The sequence below is a fragment of the Pseudomonas paraveronii genome, from assembly GCF_963681955.1.
Taxonomy (GTDB): domain Bacteria; phylum Pseudomonadota; class Gammaproteobacteria; order Pseudomonadales; family Pseudomonadaceae; genus Aquipseudomonas; species Aquipseudomonas paraveronii.
The window spans coordinates 185092-203319 of record NZ_OY817130.1; the positions used below are offsets into that span (position 1 = coordinate 185092).

Consider the following 18228-nt stretch of genomic DNA (forward strand, 5'->3'; position numbering starts at 1 on the left):
TATGGAGTTTTTGTGACTATTGTTCAGTCCTTTAAAAAGAGAGTTATCCGAGGAGTGGTATGTCGTCCGAAGGCTGTTTTTTCTTAGTCTTATAATGGTGGTCTGACCCCTATTTCTCCCACCTGGAGTATTAGGCTTGGAGCCGGGTTCGGCATCATCTAAGGCTATACAGAATTACTTTCCTAGCACAAAAAACGGTTCCGTTGAGTTTGTTTTTGATCCTAAAACGAATACTTTCGCTGTCGGTAAGCCGACCAATAACCTCGGAGGCTCTCCTCATCAACAGTTGGCAGAGACAATAAAGTCCGATGGGTCGACTCTAGTTGGTGGTATGTTTCGGCGAGGGCCCAACGGGGAGGTAATCACTAATGAGTTTAGTGGGCACTACTGGAAGAACTGGACGCCTGAGGTCAGAGCTAAATTTGAGCAGACTCTTAAGCAGTACGATCTCAATGTCAAACATCATCCTGGAATGTAATTTATGACTGGCTCTGAAAAAACTATCTTGGGTAGCGATTTCATAATTTGCAGAGATGAGTCTGGTCGCTGGAAGCTTGTAAGTAATGAAGTTACACTTCCTCTAGTTAATTCGTCAGACTTTAGGCGGATTATCTCATTGCTTGAGACGCCTATTGAAAGTGTTAAAGAGGTGTTAGGTCTCGACTTTCCCTACATGAGTGTGGCAGAGATAGGGCTGAAGCACGACTCTGACTATTGGATAAAACTCGCCATTTCTTGGATCGCGCACAGTTCGGCCCAAGAAGCCTCTTCCTTTGTGGACGATCTGAAAAAATTGTCAACAGATAAGGCTGTCTCACAAAGTAATCGGCACTTGGCAAGAAAGGAATTAAAGCGCCTTCTTAATAGTTAGTTGGTGCAAAAGCTACTGTCTCTAAAAATCCCAATGCAACTAGTGCGCTGACTGACTCAGAGGCAGGCACGCTGGTTGAAAGGAATGTTTTGGAGGCGAGTCCCAAAGTAATAAATCAAGCCGAACCAGAAGTTCTTGCAAAGGTTAATAACGGACGCAGCCCATATTCTGAGTTAAACGGCGCAATTGGGGAGGCTCGTGGCTGGAGTCAGGCTATTGAATCGGGGCAAACACCAATTTCCGGACCTGGGAAAGCGTCACCCCCAGGTGCAGATTACATTACGTATGATCCATCATCGCGATCTGTGATCGTCTGGGACGCCAAGTATCGTGCTCCTGGCGGAAGCTATCCGACTTCCTTGCCAGGTTCAAAGTTACAGGCCTGGCAGTCAGAGATCATAAACTCCGTTAAAAATATGCCGGAGGGATCGGCCAAAGCAGCCGCAGAGAGTGCGCTTAAGGCTGGCAGGGTCGAAGGCCGAATATTCAAATGGCCACAATAGGCTTGAGGTATTTAAGATGAAAGAATGGTCATCGCTGTGCAAGTCAAAGGTTGGGGACGCCGTTGATGTACGGGAGCAATGCGTTATCGCTATGGACGACGGTGCATACAAAATTTCAGACGATCAGTATTTTTTAGCTGACGCTTTTTCTGATGAGGGAGAGGAAAAACTTCGTTTGCTATCCCTCTACTGGGCCTGCAGTGAGCCTGCATTTAGAAGAGCCTACTACAGGGATGTTGAAAATGATGACATGGCCGTATGCCGGCCGCCGCCTGAATTGCTTCCAGTTGGGGCGGGGGGGACCTATAGTCAGATAAAAAATGCTCTTAGCTCTCTTGGTTCTGACAAGTTTATGGAGTACGCCTCTTATCGTGTTATGTCTGATGGTGCATTTGTTCATAAGGGCTTAGAAAGCTCATTGGCTGTTTATTATTTTCGCTTGCATGATATTGTTGATGATGAGCTGCCTTACGCGATACTGTGGAAGCTTTCTAGTGTGTGATTTAATGAGAAACAACGTCCTGTTGCCGGGTTGAAGCAAAAGAGATAGGCGCTCATGCAAAAGTCGATTATTCAAGTATTGAAAATCCGCCAAATGTTGGTCCCGGTAAAGAATTCACTTTGCGGCAAAAACAAGAGGCATTGGAGTTGAATAAAGCAGCCAACGACGGTGTAGTCAAATCCGATGCCAGTGGTACTGTGTTAGTCAAACCACAAAAAAGCCAGCGCGGCGTAACTCCAGATCCTAACGGGTGGCAGTTTGACCATGTAAAGCCAAAAAATTGTGATGGTACAAATTGCAGCTCAAATCTTCAGATTCTATCTCGACAAGAGAATAGAGCCAAATCTGACAAATAGGTGCTACTAGATGAATAATTCGATTCTAAATATAAATGAACTGCCTGCAGTTGATCGTGTTAAACATGTGGCTCAGGGGTTGGCGTTGTTGGATGCCATAATTATGCCCGAGTGGGAGTATAGATACTTCTCATTCAACTGTAATTGGGATGGAGCGGGGAAAGAAATGATGGCCTCAATGAGGGACGGATCCGGGGCTGAGTATTTTTTGCACTTTACCGATGCAGGTGTTGCAGGGAAAGTTATATGTGGTTCTCCTTTGCCTAATGTGTCTGAATGTTTGAATGCTATGCCCGAGGCGTTTCAGCAATTTAAAGTTGAGCCAGCGTTCTCTACGGATAATGCTAGTCTGTTTTTTTGGCGAGGTGTCAAGCAGCCATCGTGGTGTGCGTCGCCGGATGGGCTGAAAGAGTATCCACTGCTAGGTTTTTTTGTGGGAGGTATTGCAGCTTATAAGAGTTTAGTTGAGAACTATTATGAGAAAAGCATCGATGCAACCGTACTTGAAGAGGTATTCGCGTCGCTAGATGTGACTGCGGACCAGCTAGTGATACTTAATCCTGATATAGAGCTTGGTGATTTAGTCGATGACTTTCAAGAGATTTTAGGTCGTGAATTTTAACTTTATCTTGATGGCGTGGTGCAAAAGCACATGCTGACGCTCCCAATACACCTAGATTTATTGCGGATCCTGCCGGTAACATTATTGATTTAAATTATACCAAGGGACTCAGGGAAACGAATGTGACGGTCACGGGAGCTCGTGGTGGTGTTCAGTATCCATTGCAAGGACAAATCCCCGATTCTTATGCGAATCTTGGAAATGGACATGTAGTTGTCTACGGTCCTGAGGGGCGTGCACTATATTCAGCGGGTCAAGGGTGTGCACCATGAATGTCAAAACATTCCCAGCTATGAAAGTTTTTTTCATGTTCTTACTTTGCCCATTTTTCGCAGGGTTAATCATAGGACCTATTTTTCTGATCATCATGTTTGTAGATTTATTTAGTGATGCTCGGCTGCTAGGACAAGTCAGAGGTGGGGAGGCGTTTTCTATTCTGCTGACGGCCCCTATTCTTGGAGAGATAATATTTTTTATTCCTTCGCTTGTATTTGCATCCTGTATTACGTTGCTTAGGCCGGCCAACAGCTTTAAAATTTGCAGGATTATTTCAATCTATGGGGGCGCGACTGCGTCATTATGGATGTTTATGGCGGACTACTACTTGCTTCGTAATAGTTCGGGTTACAATTTTTTGGACAGCTATGTTCCTGTGTCAATTGCTTTTGTAGTTGGTTTGTTAGTTACTGGCGGAATAGCATATTGGACCTTGCCGAAAAATTCTCATGGGAAATAGGGGGCAGACCACGGTTTGTATTTAAGGCGCTTTCGTGGCTATTGTTCTGTTCTTTAAAAAGAGAGTTATCCGAGGAATGGTGTGTCGTCCGAAGGCTGTTTTTTCTTAGTCTTATAATGGTGGTCTGACCCCTATTTCTCTTTAATGGTGGGGCCTGGAGTTGATTATCTGCACAAACCGGGGCGGCACTAAGGCCGCCCGATTTTATTCAGGTTGGATCGGCATTGAGCCTGCGGCTGATCACATCCAACAAATCGCACCCATCGCGCAGCGGAATCGCCAGTAGATGGGCAAAGTCTTGCAGCACCACGGCATCGCTGCTGAGCTGTTCGCGAAAGGCTAGGTTTTCCAGCAGTTGGGTGACGGCTTGGATGCGGTGCACGGCGGCGTCGTGGAGGACGTCGAGGGGGGCTTGGGTGTCGATGAGCAGTGCGGGGACGGTGCAGTCGTGGCCGGTCAGGGGCATGTAACGGTTCATAATTGGCACTCTGTTAAGTGGTTGAGGCCACCACTCAATCGTCGCCAAACGAATGGGTGGCAGCTGTACGCAGGTTGGCGAACCGGCAACAGAGTAAACCGGCAGACCCGGGGGTCTCCCGCGCACAGCCGCCATAAAAGGTACGACTTTGCGGGTGCAAAAACACCTGCATGAAAGCGGATTGCTTTTGCACTCTGTTGTCAGGTCGCCAAACCTGATCGCCATTTGGGCGACGGCCGGACTATAAGCCCCTCACCCAAAACAGCGCAAGGCATCAGAGTGATGGCACAATGCCTTATGCAATGCCATCCGCTGCCGACATACTGGTGATGCCCAGACGCATCAAAAATCTGAACCGGCCTTCGCCGGCGTTTTCGAATCCGCCCCACCGCTACCCACAAGGAAGAAATACATGATCAAGTTGTTCTGCAAAGGCGCTGTCGTTGTGTCCCTGGCCACGCTGTTTGGCTGTTCTTCGACCCCGTCGGTGGAGAAGATGCAGGCTGACGTGGCGAGCTATTCGCTGCCCAAGGCTGCCGTGGCCGATAAGGGCCTGGTGTATGTCGTGCGCCCTAGCAACGTCGGGATGCTGGTACGGTTCAACGTGTTCCTGGATGACAAGGAAGCCGACTCGGAGATGGGTTACAACCGCGGTAACCAGTACATCTATTTTTTCGTGACGCCGGGCAAGCACGTGATCAGCTCCAAGGCTGAAAACTGGGCGGACATGCCAATCAACGTCAAGGCCGGTGAGGTGGTTTACCTCAAGCAGGAAGTCGAAATGGGCTTTGCCGTGGCGCGCAACAGCCTCAAAGTGCTGAGCGATCTGGAAGGCCGTTATCTGGTCAAGGATGCGTCCTTGGGCACCGTGGCAAAAGAAAGCAAGTAAGTTAAAAGCGCTTAAGGCGGCCGAGCTCGGAGCCCGGCCGTTGTCGCTGTTCATCCGCCCTGCACACTTAGCTTGATAAGGGGCTGACACGCGACTCTTCAACCCTCGTTGACTGACACGCGACCTAAGTCGGAGTGGCACCGTATGGACGCAAATCCCCCGCTAAACGCCCGACCCTTCCGGCCCGCAATTGTTTAGACCCAAGGAAGCTCTTCAATGAAAATACATCGTTTGTTTATCTCGCTCACTGCTCTGGCGACCTGCACCAGCAGCTTCGCCGCGGCGCCTGCCCTGCAAAGTTTTCTCGCCTGCGACCAGAACTCCCTGGCGGTGGTAAGCCAGCCGGGGCTCAAGGAACGTGTCGCCCATAAGGTGGAGAACGGCAAGATCACGCTCAGCGGCGGCACAAAATCCGATATGGGCCAGCGCTGGATGTTCGACACGCCACTGACGCTTGACGGTATGACCTTGACCGGCTTTTTCGCCGAAGACCAGGACCTGATGGGCTCGCGGATCATCAACTGGGGTTTCTACACCGAGCAGGCGCCCGACGCGCTTTACGCACAGCTGAGTAAAGTTCCGGGTACGGAGTTGGAGAAAGCCAACGGTATCTACGCGCGTGCGCAGATCTGGTCGCATAAGCAATCAGCCTGGGTGCCGGAGGGTGGCGATGACAATGCAGGCAAGCTGGTCACCGATACGGCCGAACGCATCTTGATGGTCGAGCCCGCCCCCAGTGACCTGGCCAAGACCAGCAATGGCATGATCACCTGCTCGGTTCAGGGCGCGGTGAGCGCCGCGATGCTCAAGATCACTCGACCTGACCTGATCAAGTGAGCTGAGGCAGGCAACGATACCGCGGGCATGCTCAATGCCTGCGGTGTTCTCTGGTTTTTCGCGAGTAAGCTCGCTCTTACAGGGGCGGGGTTACAGCAACTTGCGCTGCACCGCCTCATCCAGCGTGCTGCGCGTCAACGCCTCGACCACTTCCCGCGTGTCCGCCTGGAACGGGATGCCCACGATCAGCACCAGGTGCATCCAGGTGCGTACCGACTCACTCTTTTTGACGCGCCCGAGTTCTTTGCCGTCTTTGTCCTTGAACACGGTTTCCAGGGTGAAGGTGTTCTTCGCCGTGGACGGGATGATGAAGAACGTCACGCCAGTGATGATCGCCGAGGCCATGCTGAACTGTTCGTTGTTGTACAGGGTGGCGTCGGCGTAGATGTCCGAGTCGACCTTGTCGGTGCTCACCCGCGAGAAGCGGTTGGACTGGCGAAACGAATCTGCCACGGCCTTTTCCCACAATGCCGCCGGAGCGCCGGCGGCGGTGTTGCCCGGGCCGCTGTTGACCTGGCGGAGCGCGGTGGTGCGCACGAACGCGGTGGGTTTTTGCGCCGGTGCGTTGGCGGTCGGCGGCCAGGTTTGCACGGGCGGCAGTTCGTGTTGCGAGTAAGACACGCAACCTGTCAGCAAGATGGCCGCGAGGACCAGGCTGTGTTTGATCAATCCTTTCATGTGTCGCTCCTTGAAATTACGGTTTGGCCAGCTTGGCGGTGGCGCTGTCGAGCAGTTGCGCGACCAGTTCGTTCAGTTGCTTGGCGCCCATGGTTGGGGCCCAGTATTCGCGACCGTAGAGGCCGACGTTGCGCTCGAACTTGACCTCGTGTTTGGCGCTCGCCAGTTGCTTGCCGTCGCGATCGACGATCACCAGGTCGCCGGCCACGTCGAAGGTGTCGACGTAGATCGGGCCGTTGACCCAGATCCAGACCGTCAGTGTCAGCAAGGCGCCGGGGACATAGCCCGGGTGGATGCCACGGTGGCCCTTGAGGGAGGTCATGTTGAACTTGAGCGACACGTCCTGCTCGCCCAGGCGCACGGGGTATTCGGTGATCTGCTTGAAGTAGCCCGCAGTACTCACGTACTGATTGAGCTGGGCGGTGAGCGAGCGGCTGATCGCGGTCTTGTTGGCGTCGTTGACGTCGGCGACGCTCACCGTCACATCGGCGACTTGTGCGCTGCGTGGGCTGGTGACGGCGGCAGGGTGGAGCGGGGCGCCAATGGGGCCGGTGACGGTGTAGGACACACAACCGGTCATCGACAGAGCGGCGATCAGGGTCGCTGCTCGGAAGAGGTTTTTCAACACGCAATATCCCTATTAATAAGTGAGCCAAGTCACTGTCTCGACCGACTGGCCGAAAACTTGAGGACTGTGCGTCACCGCACGCGCTCCGACGAAACACCTTGAGAACCCCTCTCAACCCCGTAAAATACCGCAGCCGTTGCGACCCGACATGTTCAGGGATGAAGTCAGTTACGCACGTGTTCTTGCCTTTGCGCAGGCCAGCCTGCTCCCCTCCCTGAAACTGCCGCCCTTGGCCCGACGCCTTCGACCTCGAAGGAGTGGGTATCGCCTCGTGCCCGGTTTTTCGCTACACCGAGCTCTGCTGATTTCCTCACTTTAGGAGCAACATGTGAAAACACTGTCCCAAATCCTGCTCTCCGGCGTTGCCGCTGCAGCGCTGTTGACCGTGGCCGGTTGCGCCACGGAGAGCAACCGCGCGATGCCGGTGGAACAAGTCGCCAGCGCCAACATCGCTTATTCCGGCGTGCGCGTGCCGATTGCCGTGGGCAAGTTCGATAACCGCTCCAGCTACATGCGCGGCATCTTCTCCGACGGCGTCGACCGTCTCGGCGGGCAGGCCAAGACCATCCTGATCACCCACTTGCAGCAGACCAACCGCTTCAGCGTGCTGGACCGCGACAACATGGGCGAAATCTCCCAGGAAGCCGCGATCAAAGGCACCGTGCAGAAGCTCAAGGGCGCTGATTACGTGGTGACCGGCGATGTGACCGAGTTCGGCCGCAAAGAAACCGGCGACCGCCAGTTGTTCGGCATTCTCGGCCGTGGCAAGACGCAAGTGGCTTACGCCAAAGTCGCGCTGAATATCGTCAACATCAGCACCTCCGAAGTGGTGTATTCCACCCAGGGCGCCGGCGAGTACGCGCTGTCCAACCGTGAAGTGATCGGCTTCGGCGGCACCGCCAGCTACGACTCCACCCTCAATGGCAAGGTGCTCGACCTGGCCATGCGCGAAGCGATCAACCGCTTGGTCGACGGCATCAACGCCGGCGCCTGGAACCCGCGCAACTGATCAGCAACACCTCAAGGAGCAATACACGGATGAGCAAGGCAGTGAAGTTGGCGCTGATGCTGACAGCAATCGCGACGGTCGCCGGGTGCCAGACGGCGCCTCAACCCCTGTATCAATGGGAAAGCTACCAGCCGCAGGTTTACGAGTACTTCAAGGGCGAGCCCAAGGAAGCGCAGGTCGAGGCCCTGGAGCGCGATCTGCAGAAGATCAACGCCAGTGGCCGCAAAGCGCCGCCGGGTTACCACGCCCACCTGGGCATGCTGTACCTGAGCATGGGCAAGGATGACCAGATGGTGCAGGAGTTCCGCACCGAGAAGGCGCTGTTCCCCGAGTCCGCCGCGTACATGGACTTTTTGCTGAAAAACGCCAAGACCGGAGTCGCCACTAAATGAGCCTATTGAAACTCACCGGCGCCTTGCTCGCCCTGGCCCTGCTCGGCGGTTGCGCTGCACCCAAGACCATTGATTACACGGCGTACAAACAGGCGCGGCCGAAGTCGATCCTGGTGCTGCCGCCGATCAATGAATCGCCGGAAGTGCAGGCGTCCTACAGCATGGTCTCGCAGGTGACCTACCCGTTGGCCGAAGCCGGCTACTACGTGCTGCCGATCGCCCTGGTGGACGAAACCTTCCGCCAGAACGGCCTGACCACCGCCAACGATATCCAGGGCGTGGCGCCGGCCAAACTGCATGACATCTTCGGTGCGGATGCGGCGCTGTACATCACTGTCAGTGAGTACGGTACCCAGTACATGCTGATCTCCAGCAACACCACGGTGACCGCCTCGGCCAAACTGGTGGACCTGCGCACCGGCACCACCCTGTGGACCGGCTCGGCGCGCGCATCCAGCGAGGAAGGCAACAACAACAACGGCGGCGGCCTGGTGGGCATGCTGATCACGGCGGCGGTCAAGCAAGTGATCAACAGCTCCACCGACGCGGCGCATCCGATCGCGGGCATCACCAGTGCGCGCCTGCTCTCGGCAGGACAGCGCACGGGGCTGCTGTACGGTCCGCGTAACCCGAAGTACGGCACGGACTGATATCACCGAAGATCAAATGTGGGGGGGGGGATTGCTCCCGATGGCGGTGGGTCAGGCACCTGATGCAGTGGCTGACAGTTGGCAATCGGGGGCAAGCCCCCTCCCACATTGATCGAGGTGTTATCTAAACCAGGATTCAGGCGGGGCAGTGCACTGGGCTGAGTTAACCGTCTCGATTTTGGCTCCACCAAAGATCAAATGTGGGAGGGAGCTTGCTCCCGATGGCGGTGGGTCAGGCACCTGATGCAGTGGCTGCCAGTTGGCAAGCCCCCTCCCACACTGACTGAGGTGTTATCTAATCCAGGGTTTAACCCGAACACCCCGCACCTTGCGTCTGACCTTGTGAACGGATCATTTATTCACGAGGTTCAGTCCATGTCCCGTCCTCTGCTTTTCCTGCGTCCTGCTGCCCAGGGCTTTGCGGTTACTTTGCTGGTGGCGCTGGCCGGTTGTGGGCTGTCTTCGTCGCCTGATTTAGCCAAACCGGCTGAGCCCGTCGCCGAGCTGCAAAGCGCGCCGGTCCAGGGTGCTTTGGTCAAGCGCATGGCGATGCCTGCACCGATGCGGATGCAGGAGTCGGCGAGCCTGGACGACCGCAGCGAGCCCCGCGAGCAATACGCCAACCTGCCGGACAATCCGGTGCATCGGGTCGCTGAAACGCCGGTCTCGACCTTCAGCATCGACGTCGACACCGGCAGCTACGCCAACGTGAGACGTTTCCTCAACCAAGGCCGTCTGCCGCCCGAGGGCGCTGTGCGACTGGAGGAAATGCTCAACTACTTCCCCTATCACTACGCGTTGCCCACCGACGGCTCGCCCTTTGGCGTGACCACCGAATTGGCGGCCACCCCGTGGAACCCGCGCACTCAACTGCTGCGCATCGGCATCAAAGCGTCCGACCGCGCCGTGGCAGAGTTGGCGCCGGCCAACCTGGTGTTTCTGGTCGATGTGTCCGGCTCCATGGATCGCCGCGAAGGCTTGCCGCTGGTGAAAAGCACCCTGAAATTGCTGGTCGATCAGTTGCGCGACCAGGACCGCGTGTCCCTGGTGGTCTACGCCGGTGAGTCGCGCGTGGTGCTCCCGCCGACCTCCGGGCGCGACAAAGTGAAGCTGCGCAACGCCATCGATCAGCTCAGCGCAGGCGGCGCTACCGCCGGTGCATCAGGCATCGAATTGGCCTACCAGATGGCCCGCGAAGGCTTTATCGACCAAGGCATCAACCGCATCCTGCTGGCCACCGATGGCGACTTCAATGTCGGCGTCAGCGATTTTGACAGCCTCAAGCAGATGGCCGTGGAACAACGCAAAAGCGGTGTGTCGCTGACCACCCTCGGCTTCGGTGTGGATAACTACAACGAACACCTGATGGAACAACTGGCCGACGCGGGCGACGGCAACTATGCCTACATCGACACCCTGCGCGAAGCGCGCAAGGTGCTGGTGGACCAACTCAGCTCGACCCTGGCGGTGGTGGCGCGGGACGTGAAAGTGCAGGTGGAATTCAATCCGGCCCAGGTCAGCGAATACCGTTTGCTGGGTTATGAAAACCGCGCATTGAAGCGTGAGGATTTCAACAACGACAAGGTCGACGCAGGAGAGATCGGCGCCGGGCACACGCTGACCGCGCTGTACGAAATTGTACCGAAGGGCGAGCAGGGCTGGTTGGAGCCGCTGCGCTACGCCTCCGCACCTGCGGCGCAGGGCCAATCCGCTGAGCTGGCCATGTTGCGTGTGCGCTATAAGCCGGCGGCCGGTGGTGCGAGCCGTTTGATCGAGCGGCCGGTGGGCAGCCAGTCGGCTAAGGCCAGCGACGACCTGCGCTTCTGCGCCGCCGTGGCCGCCTTCGCCCAGCAACTCAAGGGCGATGGCCGCTACACTGGCAGCATGACGTTGCAGGACACCGCCGCACTCGCCCGCTCGGCCCGGGGCGACGACCCGTTTGGGCTGCGCAATGAATTCGTGCAACTGGTCGAAGTGGCCCAAAGCCTCAAACCTTGATCGTGAACACGCCGACCAGAAAGGAGTTCGCCACCGACATGCCCGCTCCAGATGATTCACCCAGCGACGAATCGCTGCTGGCCCGCTACCGAACCGGTGACGGTGCCGCGTTCGAGGTCTTATACGCGCGGCATCGCCAGGGCCTGTACCGCTTCCTCGTGTCCCTGAGCAACAAGGCCGAACTGGCCGAGGAAATTTATCAGGAGACCTGGCTCAGCCTGATCCGCAGCGTCACCCAGCCACAAGGCCGGGCGAGTTTTCGCACCTGGCTGTTCCAGATCGCCCGCAACCGCCTGATCGATTACTGGCGCAAGCACGGCATCCACAACCCGTTGCACGACAGCTACGATGAGCAACTGCACGCCCAGCCCGACGCCAGCGCCGGCCCCGAGCAGCAACTGAGCCTGAGCCGCGACCAGGCGCGTCTCGACGCCGCGTTGCAAGACTTGCCCGAAGACCAGCGCGAAGTCTTCCTGCTGCGCCTGCACGGCGACCTCGAAGTGCCGCAAATCGCCGCGCTCACCGGTGCCCCGCTGGAAACCGTCAAAAGCCGCCTGCGTTACGCCCAGCAGAAACTGCGCCGCCTGCTGGCCGAGGAGATACCCGCATGACCGAGTCCCGACACACCCCCGACGACCCGCTCATCGAGCATGTTCGTCAATACAGCAGCGGCGAACCGCCGGCGTCCCTCGACGCCTTCATCCTCGCCACCGCCCGCCGCGAAACCCCGGCGCCGCAACCGAGTGTGTGGCAACGCTGGCTGCAAGCCTGCCAACGTCCGCGCTGGCAAATGGCGTTCGCCACCGTCGCAGGCTTGGCGCTGATGATCGGCGTGGTCATGCGCTCGCCCGTGCCGGCCCCCGATATCTCCCCCGCGACCTTCTCCGCGTTCCACGAAGAAGCGCGCCGCCCCGCCCCGCCAGCGTTCTCCGCGCCCGCGCCGATGGCCCGAATGGCCGCCGCGCCCAAGGCCGAAAGCGCGCCGGTCCAAGCCGAAATTGCCGGCGCGTTGGCGGATCAATCGACGGCCAAACTCAGCAAGCGTGCGCCGGGTGCACTGCCGTCATTGGAGGAGGCGTTGCAGGAGATCGTGAACCTGCGCGCGGCCGGAGAAAGCAAAGCGGCGGATGAGAAGTTGCTGGCGTTGCACGCGCGCTTTCCCCAGGAAGACTTGCCCGCGCGGTTGGAGAGGTTGCAGCAGTAGTCGGAAGCTGGCGTGTGGCAAGCCCGCGCCAGTATCAAGCGACGCCGACGGGCTCAATGTCGGCCCAGTGTTCGCGTATCTCGAGGATTTCGGGTAGGCAGTCCATAAAAACCTCGACCAATTCCGGATCGAAGTGTTGGCCGCTTTCCTGCTGGATCAACCCTGTGGCGTCTTCAACTGACCAGGCAGGTTTATAGGGGCGCACGCTGGTCAGAGCATCAAACACATCAGCCACGGCAACTATTCGGGCGGCATGGGGAATGTCTTCACCCGCAGTCCGGCTTGGGTAGCCGGTGCCGTCCCATTTTTCGTGATGGTTCTGCGCGATGATCTGCGCCATATGCAGCAGTCCAGAAGGGTGCTCACCGATGATCTTGGCACCGATGGACGTGTGCTGGCGCATGATGGTCCACTCGTGTTCAGTCAGCTTTCCCGGCTTTTGCAGGATCGCGTCGGGAATGCCTATCTTGCCAACGTCGTGCATCGGCGCAGCGTGCAGCAAGTCTTCTGCCGCCAAGCGGCTGTAACCCGCACCCAGGGCCATCGTCTTGGCATAGTGGCTCATGCGGATAACGTGCAGTCCGGTTTCGTTGTCCTTGAACTCGGCTGCGGTACCCAGCCGCTGAACGATCTGCAAACGTGTATCGCGTAGTTCTTGTGCCTGCACCAGGGACAGATGGGTGCGCACACGGGCTTTGACGATGCCGGGATTGTAAGGTTTGCTGATGTAATCCACGGCCCCTAGCTTAAGGCCGAGCATCTCGTTGTCAGCCTCGGCCAGGGCACTGACGAAGATAATGGGGATAGAGGTCGTACTCGAGTCCTGTTTGAGCGCGGTGCAGACGTCATAGCCCGAGAGCCCGGGCATCATGATGTCGAGCAGAATCAGGTCCGGCCGATCATCCTGCGCCAGCTCTAGCGCCTTGTAACCGTCCTTGGCGAAGAGCAAGCGGTACTCATCTTGCAGCGTGTGGCGCAGTACCTGGAGATTGGTCGCTTCATCATCGACCACCAGCAAGGTCTGGCGAGAGTCCTTCATGTACTTCATGCAATGGTCCTGCTCATGCTTGAGTTTCCAGGGTGTGGTCGGCAACGAGTTGCTGCAGCAGGGTTTGAGCGCGCCCAAACTCAAAAGCATCGACCGCCGTTCGCAACACCTGAACATGTGTATGTTCACCCAGGCTCTCGAGCCCGGCGCAGACCTTCTCTAGCGCTGTGTCGTTCAATTCGTTGTGCGTAAGGCAGGCCAGCAGTTGGTGCATATGGGCTAGCAGTTCGGGCGCGGAGGGCTCGGCCAAGGGGCGTTTTTTCTCAACGAGTAGCGCGTTGCTGGCCTGTAATTCTCGGGTTGCGGACGCTAGCAGAGTGCGCAGCTCTGTGATTTGAGGGCGTGCCTCTTCTTGCCTTCCTGTCCTGACCAGATCCTCCAGCGTGCAGGCCAGTTCGGCCACGGAGGGGAGCGATAAGTTGCCGGACGCCCCATGGATGCCATGTAGGCTGAGAAGTGTCGTCTCCCAGTCGATATCGGCGTCCGCGTCACCCGGCAACGGATGGTTGGTAGCCGCTGACTCCAGGAATTGCTTGAGTGCCTTGGCCAGTCGCTTTTCACTGCCCCATAGCGAGATGCCTGAGTCCCAATCGATCAGTTGGTGAGGTGCAAGGGTTTTATCGGTGTCGCCGGGGAGAGCGAGGGCGCGTTCGATCTTCAAGACCCCTGCGATCTCATCGAACAGTCGAGGTACGTCTAGCGGCTTGACCGCGAAACCGTCCATTCCGGCCAGCTGTGCGGTTTGTCGGTCTTCGGCCAATACGCTGGCGGTGAGCGCGATGATCGGGGTGTAAGGGCGAGCGTGTGTGCGCTCGTACTGACGGATCAGCCGCGTTGCCTGCAGGCCGTCAGTGCCTGGCATGTGCACATCCATCAAGATGAGATCGAAGTGGTCGCTTATGAATTTCGCGACAGCTTCGCCGCCATCGCGCGCAGCCACTACCTGATGTCCGCGGCCACTGAGTGTCAGCGTCAACAGTTCGAGGTTTTGGGGCACGTCATCGGCGATCAGAATCTTCAGCGGTGGCAACACCTGCTGGGGCGCCGCAACCGGTGCGGCCTCGGGTATTTTTCCTATCGGCAGGGGCAGTTGCACATGGAAGATACTGCCATGTCCGAACTCGCTCACAACCTCAATTCTTCCGCCCATTTGTTCGACCAACTGACGCGCAATGGTGGTGCCCAAACCGGTACCGCCGAAACGCCGGCTGATGGACGCGTCGGCCTGAGTGAACGGTGCAAAAATCAGTTCGATTTGCTGGGGCGTCATGCCAATGCCGGTATCCGCGACTTTGACGTGCACCATGGCGTCCGTATAGCTAAATGAAACTTCAATACCACCACGCTCGGTGAACTTGATGGCATTGCCGACAAGGTTGGTCAGTACTTGCAAGATGCGAAGGGGATCACCTTGAAAGTATTCAGGCATGTCGGTCGGGTAGTGCGGGGTGAGCGTCAGGTGCTTACTCTGCGCGCCCAAGCGCATTGAGGATTCGATCTGTAGAGCAAGCCCTTTGAGCGAAAAATCAATGGACTCGAGCGTCATGCTCCCATTTTCCATCTTGGTGGTATCAAGAATGTCGTTGATCAACCCGAGTAGCAGTCTGGATGATTGCCCGACGGTGTGCAGATGGTTGCGCTGGATCGATGTCAGATCCCCCTGGAGAAGTAACTCGGTGAAACCGATGATCGAGTTCATCGGTGTACGAATTTCGTGGCTCATATTGGCCAAAAAGGTGCTCTTGGCGATGGCCGCGCGTTCGGCACGTTCCGCGGTCTCGCGTAATGAGGCTTCCAGCGCGTGACGCTCGGTGATGTCGGTGACGAAACCGACAAACAGTAGCTCATTGGGCAGGTCTACCCGGCCGACGGCAAGCCGCATTGGCATCAGGCTGCCGTCCTTACGCAAGCCCATGACCTCCCGACCTACGCCGATGATCTTCGGAGCACCCGTGGTCTTGTAGTTATGCAGGTAACCATCGTGCTGCGACTGATCGGGTTCGGGCATCAGCATATTGATGTTGCGGCCAATGGCTTCGTCGGCTTTCCAGCCAAACAGCCGTTCTGCCGAATGGTTGAAACTTTGGATCAGGCCTCGGCTATCGATAGTGATAATGCCATCGACCGCAGTGTCTAGGATGGCATCCATGCGTGACTTGCTTTCCTCAATCTTGAGGTTGTTCTCTTCCATCGTTCGGTACAGCTTGCGCGAATGGATCAAGCCATTGAGTGCAAGCACCAGCACCGTCACCGTGACGGTGAACGTGGAAAGCGCGATAGACGCGAATGTGGTGTTAAGCAGAACACCTGGCGAGGTGCTGTCCGGCACACCGACGAACCGGACTGCTGCCATGCCTGTGTAGTGCATGCCAGCAATGGCCGACCCCAAGACAGTCCCACTGACCAGCAACCGTTGCATGGAGGTCAATGTGGTTCGTAGAAGTCGGTAATGCACCCACAAAGCGAACACCGCGAGGACGATCGCCAGCACGATGGACAGCGTGAAGATGAGCGGGTCATAACGCATCTGCAATGATGTTTGCATCGCTGCCATGCCGCTGTAGTGCATCGCCCCGATGCCTAAGCCGACCAGGGTGCCACTCATGACGAGATGCAATCCGGTGACGGAGGGACTTGAAAGCATGCGTAGAGCCAGCCAGGAAGCTACGCAAGCCGGCAGCAGAGAAAAAAGGGTCAGGCCGGTCGCGTAGTGGACGTGGGTATGCAGCTCGAACGCCAGCATGCCGATGAAGTGCATGGTCCAGATGCCACCGCCCAGGGCGAACGCACCTGTGCTGACAGCCATGTGTCGATGCAACGCGCTTTCGGCTTTGCGTGCAATCTGTGCGGTTTGCAGCGACATGGTGGCCGAAAAGATCGACACCAGGATAGATAGCACTACCAAGCCCGGATTGTGAGAGCCCGGCACGTAGAGTGCTGCGACCGGCGTGTCGATAAACAGGCTATAGAAACCCCCCATGTCGCGTTGACTCCTTAATGCGGAAGATGGTCGGTTAAAGGGCACAGAACCGGTGATTAGAAGCATCGGCGAGTGAGCTGAATTCTTGAGGGAGAGGCGACGATACGTGTTGCCAATGGGCTTGCAGGGTCGGGGCTGGCGGCGAGACGCAGCGTCTCACGGTCTCGTCGCCACCTCGTGCAGTCTGATATGACGCGTCTCATTGGAGCGCGATCCCGGCCCTGCTTGGGTTTCCATCGACCGCTCTAAGAACGGGCTGTTCAGCTGTTTTTGCGGATCTGGCACCGGCCTTGCTCTGGCTCTGGCTACCAGCCCGACTGGCAACCCAATAATAAAAACGGGTGCCCGATGTCCAGCCCAGCCTCTTTCCCTGTTCTGCCCGTGGTGGCGTCATGAGTTGTGTGTCGCTGACCGTTGGCATCACCCCGAGCAGGTCAATCGACTGATTCTGGACGTTGTGCAACCGCACTGACGCCCCTGCTGGCGGACTCTGGCGGGGCGCCAGGACCAACCGTTTCAAGGAGATTTCGCGATGACCCTTTCGATCAATCCGCAACGCAGCATGCGTGCCGCTGTCTGGCACGGCCGTAACGATATCCGCGTCGAAGACGTTCCGCTGCCCATTTCGCCGCCTGCGGGTTGGGTGCAAATCCGCGTGCAGTGGTGCGGAATTTGCGGCTCCGATTTGCACGAGTACGTGGCCGGGCCGGTGTTCATCCCGGTGGACGCCCCGCACCCGCTGACCGGGATAAAGGGCCAGTGCATTCTCGGTCATGAGTTTTGCGGTGAGATCGTCGAACTCGGTGCCGGCGTGCAGGGCTTCAGCGTCGGCGAACCGGTGGCGGCCGATGCGTGCCAACATTGCGGCACGTGCTACTACTGCACCCACGGGATGTACAACATCTGCGAGAACCTGGCCTTCACCGGGCTGATGAACAATGGCGCCTTCGCCGAACTGGTCAACGTGCCAGCCAACCTGCTGTACAAATTGCCGGCGAACTTTCCGGCCGAAGCCGGGGCACTGATCGAACCGCTGGCCGTGGGCATGCACGCAGTGAAAAAAGCCGGAAGCCTGCTCGGGCAAAACGTGGTGGTGGTCGGTGCCGGCACCATTGGCCTGTGCACCATCATGTGCGCCAAAGCGGCCGGTGCCGCGCAGGTGATCGCGCTGGAAATGTCCGGAGCCCGCAAGACCAAGGCCCGCGAAGTGGGCGCGACCCATGTGCTCGATCCGAATGAGTGCGATGCCCTGGCCGAAGTACGCCGCCTGACGGGCGGACTCGGCGCGGATGTCAGCTTCGAATGCATCGGCAACAAACACACGGCCAAGCTCGCAATCGACCTGATCCGCAAGGCCGGCAAGTGCGTCCTGGTGGGAATCTTCGAAGAGCCCAGCGAGTTCAACTTTTTCGAATTGGTGGCGACGGAAAAACAGGTAATGGGCGCGCTGGCCTATAACGGTGAATTCGCTGATGTGATCGCGTTTATCGCTGATGGACGGCTGGACATTACGCCGCTGGTGACGGGGCGCATTCAGTTGGAGCAGATCGTGGGGCAGGGCTTTGAGGAGTTGGTTAAGAATAAGGAGCACAACGTGAAGATTATTGTGTCGCCTGCTCGGGTTTGAAGTGAGCGATGATTCTGCCACTTTGTTGTAGATGGCAAAGGGGGGCGGGGTGCTGATGGGATCTATCGTGCCTTTCCCGTCGCCCGGCTGAGGACTGGCAAAAGCAAAGCACACGAAAAGGCCCCGCACTTGGCTCAAGTGTGGGGCCTTTTGATTTACCATTCGCACGCCGCCCGTTCCGGCGGCGTTCAGCCCAACGGCTGCACTCCGAATTTAAAAT

General features: G+C 57.3%; 19 protein-coding genes. 14 read left to right on the forward strand and 5 right to left on the reverse strand.

Features of this window, described 5'->3' with window-relative positions; translation table 11 throughout:
* Nucleotides 1-136: 136 nt before the first annotated feature.
* The 5 genes from U5A08_RS29760 to U5A08_RS00835 all read left to right on the forward strand — a co-directional run bounded on the left by U5A08_RS29760 (nt 137) and on the right by U5A08_RS00835 (nt 3590).
* Nucleotides 137-478: a polymorphic toxin type 43 domain-containing protein gene (locus U5A08_RS29760; RefSeq protein WP_367399733.1), complete on the forward strand. Its 342-nt coding sequence runs from the start codon at nt 137-139 to the stop codon at nt 476-478.
* Between the two features lie 3 nt (nt 479-481).
* Complete coding sequence (locus U5A08_RS00820) at nt 482-871, forward strand: hypothetical protein (RefSeq protein WP_253392481.1); 390 nt, start codon at nt 482-484, stop codon at nt 869-871.
* A 519-nt stretch (nt 872-1390) separates the two neighbouring features.
* Nucleotides 1391-1876: a hypothetical protein gene (locus tag U5A08_RS00825; RefSeq protein ID WP_253392483.1), complete on the forward strand. Its 486-nt coding sequence runs from the start codon at nt 1391-1393 to the stop codon at nt 1874-1876.
* A 366-nt stretch (nt 1877-2242) separates the two neighbouring features.
* Entirely contained in the window at nt 2243-2854 is a 612-nt protein-coding gene (locus U5A08_RS00830; RefSeq protein WP_108526168.1) for a hypothetical protein, read from the forward strand.
* Between the two features lie 268 nt (nt 2855-3122).
* A complete protein-coding gene (locus U5A08_RS00835; protein WP_321849837.1) occupies nt 3123-3590 on the forward strand; it encodes a hypothetical protein in 468 nt (155 codons plus the stop codon).
* A gap of 208 nt (nt 3591-3798) precedes the next feature.
* Here the strand turns inward: U5A08_RS00835 and U5A08_RS00840 are convergent, their stop codons facing one another.
* Nucleotides 3799-4056, reverse strand: a complete 258-nt coding sequence (locus U5A08_RS00840; RefSeq protein ID WP_046488837.1) for a hypothetical protein — start codon at nt 4054-4056, stop codon at nt 3799-3801.
* Between the two features lie 508 nt (nt 4057-4564).
* Between U5A08_RS00840 and U5A08_RS00845 the strand changes: the two genes are divergently transcribed.
* Entirely contained in the window at nt 4565-4957 is a 393-nt protein-coding gene (locus U5A08_RS00845; RefSeq protein WP_173677843.1) for a DUF2846 domain-containing protein, read from the forward strand.
* A 216-nt stretch (nt 4958-5173) separates the two neighbouring features.
* A complete protein-coding gene (locus U5A08_RS00850; protein ID WP_321849838.1) occupies nt 5174-5794 on the forward strand; it encodes a hypothetical protein in 621 nt (206 codons plus the stop codon).
* Nucleotides 5795-5884: 90 nt separating this feature from the next.
* Here the strand turns inward: U5A08_RS00850 and U5A08_RS00855 are convergent, their stop codons facing one another.
* Nucleotides 5885-6472 carry a hypothetical protein gene (locus U5A08_RS00855; RefSeq protein ID WP_321849840.1) on the reverse strand — a complete coding sequence of 196 codons (588 nt, stop codon included), beginning with the start codon at nt 6470-6472 and terminating at the stop codon, nt 5885-5887.
* A 16-nt stretch (nt 6473-6488) separates the two neighbouring features.
* Complete coding sequence (locus U5A08_RS00860) at nt 6489-7100, reverse strand: hypothetical protein (RefSeq protein WP_321849842.1); 612 nt, start codon at nt 7098-7100, stop codon at nt 6489-6491.
* A gap of 328 nt (nt 7101-7428) precedes the next feature.
* On the opposite strand from U5A08_RS00860, the gene U5A08_RS00865 reads away from it, so the two are divergent.
* The 6 genes from U5A08_RS00865 (at nt 7429) to U5A08_RS00890 (ending at nt 12353) form a co-directional block, all read left to right on the forward strand.
* The gene (locus U5A08_RS00865; protein ID WP_321849843.1) at nt 7429-8109 is read left to right on the forward strand and encodes a CsgG/HfaB family protein; all 681 of its coding nucleotides are present in this window, start codon (nt 7429-7431) and stop codon (nt 8107-8109) included.
* A gap of 29 nt (nt 8110-8138) precedes the next feature.
* On the forward strand, nt 8139-8501 hold the full coding sequence (locus U5A08_RS00870) for a DUF4810 domain-containing protein (protein ID WP_017848623.1): 363 nt from the start codon (nt 8139-8141) through the stop codon (nt 8499-8501).
* Nucleotides 8498-9151 (forward strand): DUF799 domain-containing protein, encoded by a 654-nt coding sequence (locus U5A08_RS00875; RefSeq protein ID WP_247401790.1) that lies wholly within the window; start codon nt 8498-8500, stop codon nt 9149-9151. The genes U5A08_RS00870 and U5A08_RS00875 overlap by 4 nt, the downstream gene beginning before the upstream one ends.
* Before the next feature lie 375 nt (nt 9152-9526).
* On the forward strand, nt 9527-11149 hold the full coding sequence (locus U5A08_RS00880) for a vWA domain-containing protein (RefSeq protein WP_321849847.1): 1623 nt from the start codon (nt 9527-9529) through the stop codon (nt 11147-11149).
* Nucleotides 11150-11187: 38 nt separating this feature from the next.
* Nucleotides 11188-11760, forward strand: a complete 573-nt coding sequence (locus tag U5A08_RS00885; RefSeq protein ID WP_321849848.1) for an RNA polymerase sigma factor — start codon at nt 11188-11190, stop codon at nt 11758-11760.
* Nucleotides 11757-12353 carry a hypothetical protein gene (locus U5A08_RS00890; protein ID WP_321849849.1) on the forward strand — a complete coding sequence of 199 codons (597 nt, stop codon included), beginning with the start codon at nt 11757-11759 and terminating at the stop codon, nt 12351-12353. Before U5A08_RS00885 ends, U5A08_RS00890 begins: the two co-directional genes overlap by 4 nt.
* A gap of 34 nt (nt 12354-12387) precedes the next feature.
* Here the strand turns inward: U5A08_RS00890 and U5A08_RS00895 are convergent, their stop codons facing one another.
* Both U5A08_RS00895 and U5A08_RS00900 read right to left on the reverse strand, forming a co-directional pair.
* Nucleotides 12388-13401 (reverse strand): response regulator, encoded by a 1014-nt coding sequence (locus tag U5A08_RS00895; RefSeq protein ID WP_321849851.1) that lies wholly within the window; start codon nt 13399-13401, stop codon nt 12388-12390.
* A 13-nt stretch (nt 13402-13414) separates the two neighbouring features.
* Nucleotides 13415-16381: an MHYT domain-containing protein gene (locus U5A08_RS00900; protein WP_321849852.1), complete on the reverse strand. Its 2967-nt coding sequence runs from the start codon at nt 16379-16381 to the stop codon at nt 13415-13417.
* A 562-nt stretch (nt 16382-16943) separates the two neighbouring features.
* Between U5A08_RS00900 and U5A08_RS00905 the strand changes: the two genes are divergently transcribed.
* The gene (locus U5A08_RS00905) at nt 16944-18008 is read left to right on the forward strand and encodes a 2,3-butanediol dehydrogenase (protein WP_247400187.1); all 1065 of its coding nucleotides are present in this window, start codon (nt 16944-16946) and stop codon (nt 18006-18008) included.
* Nucleotides 18009-18228: the final 220 nt, after the last annotated feature.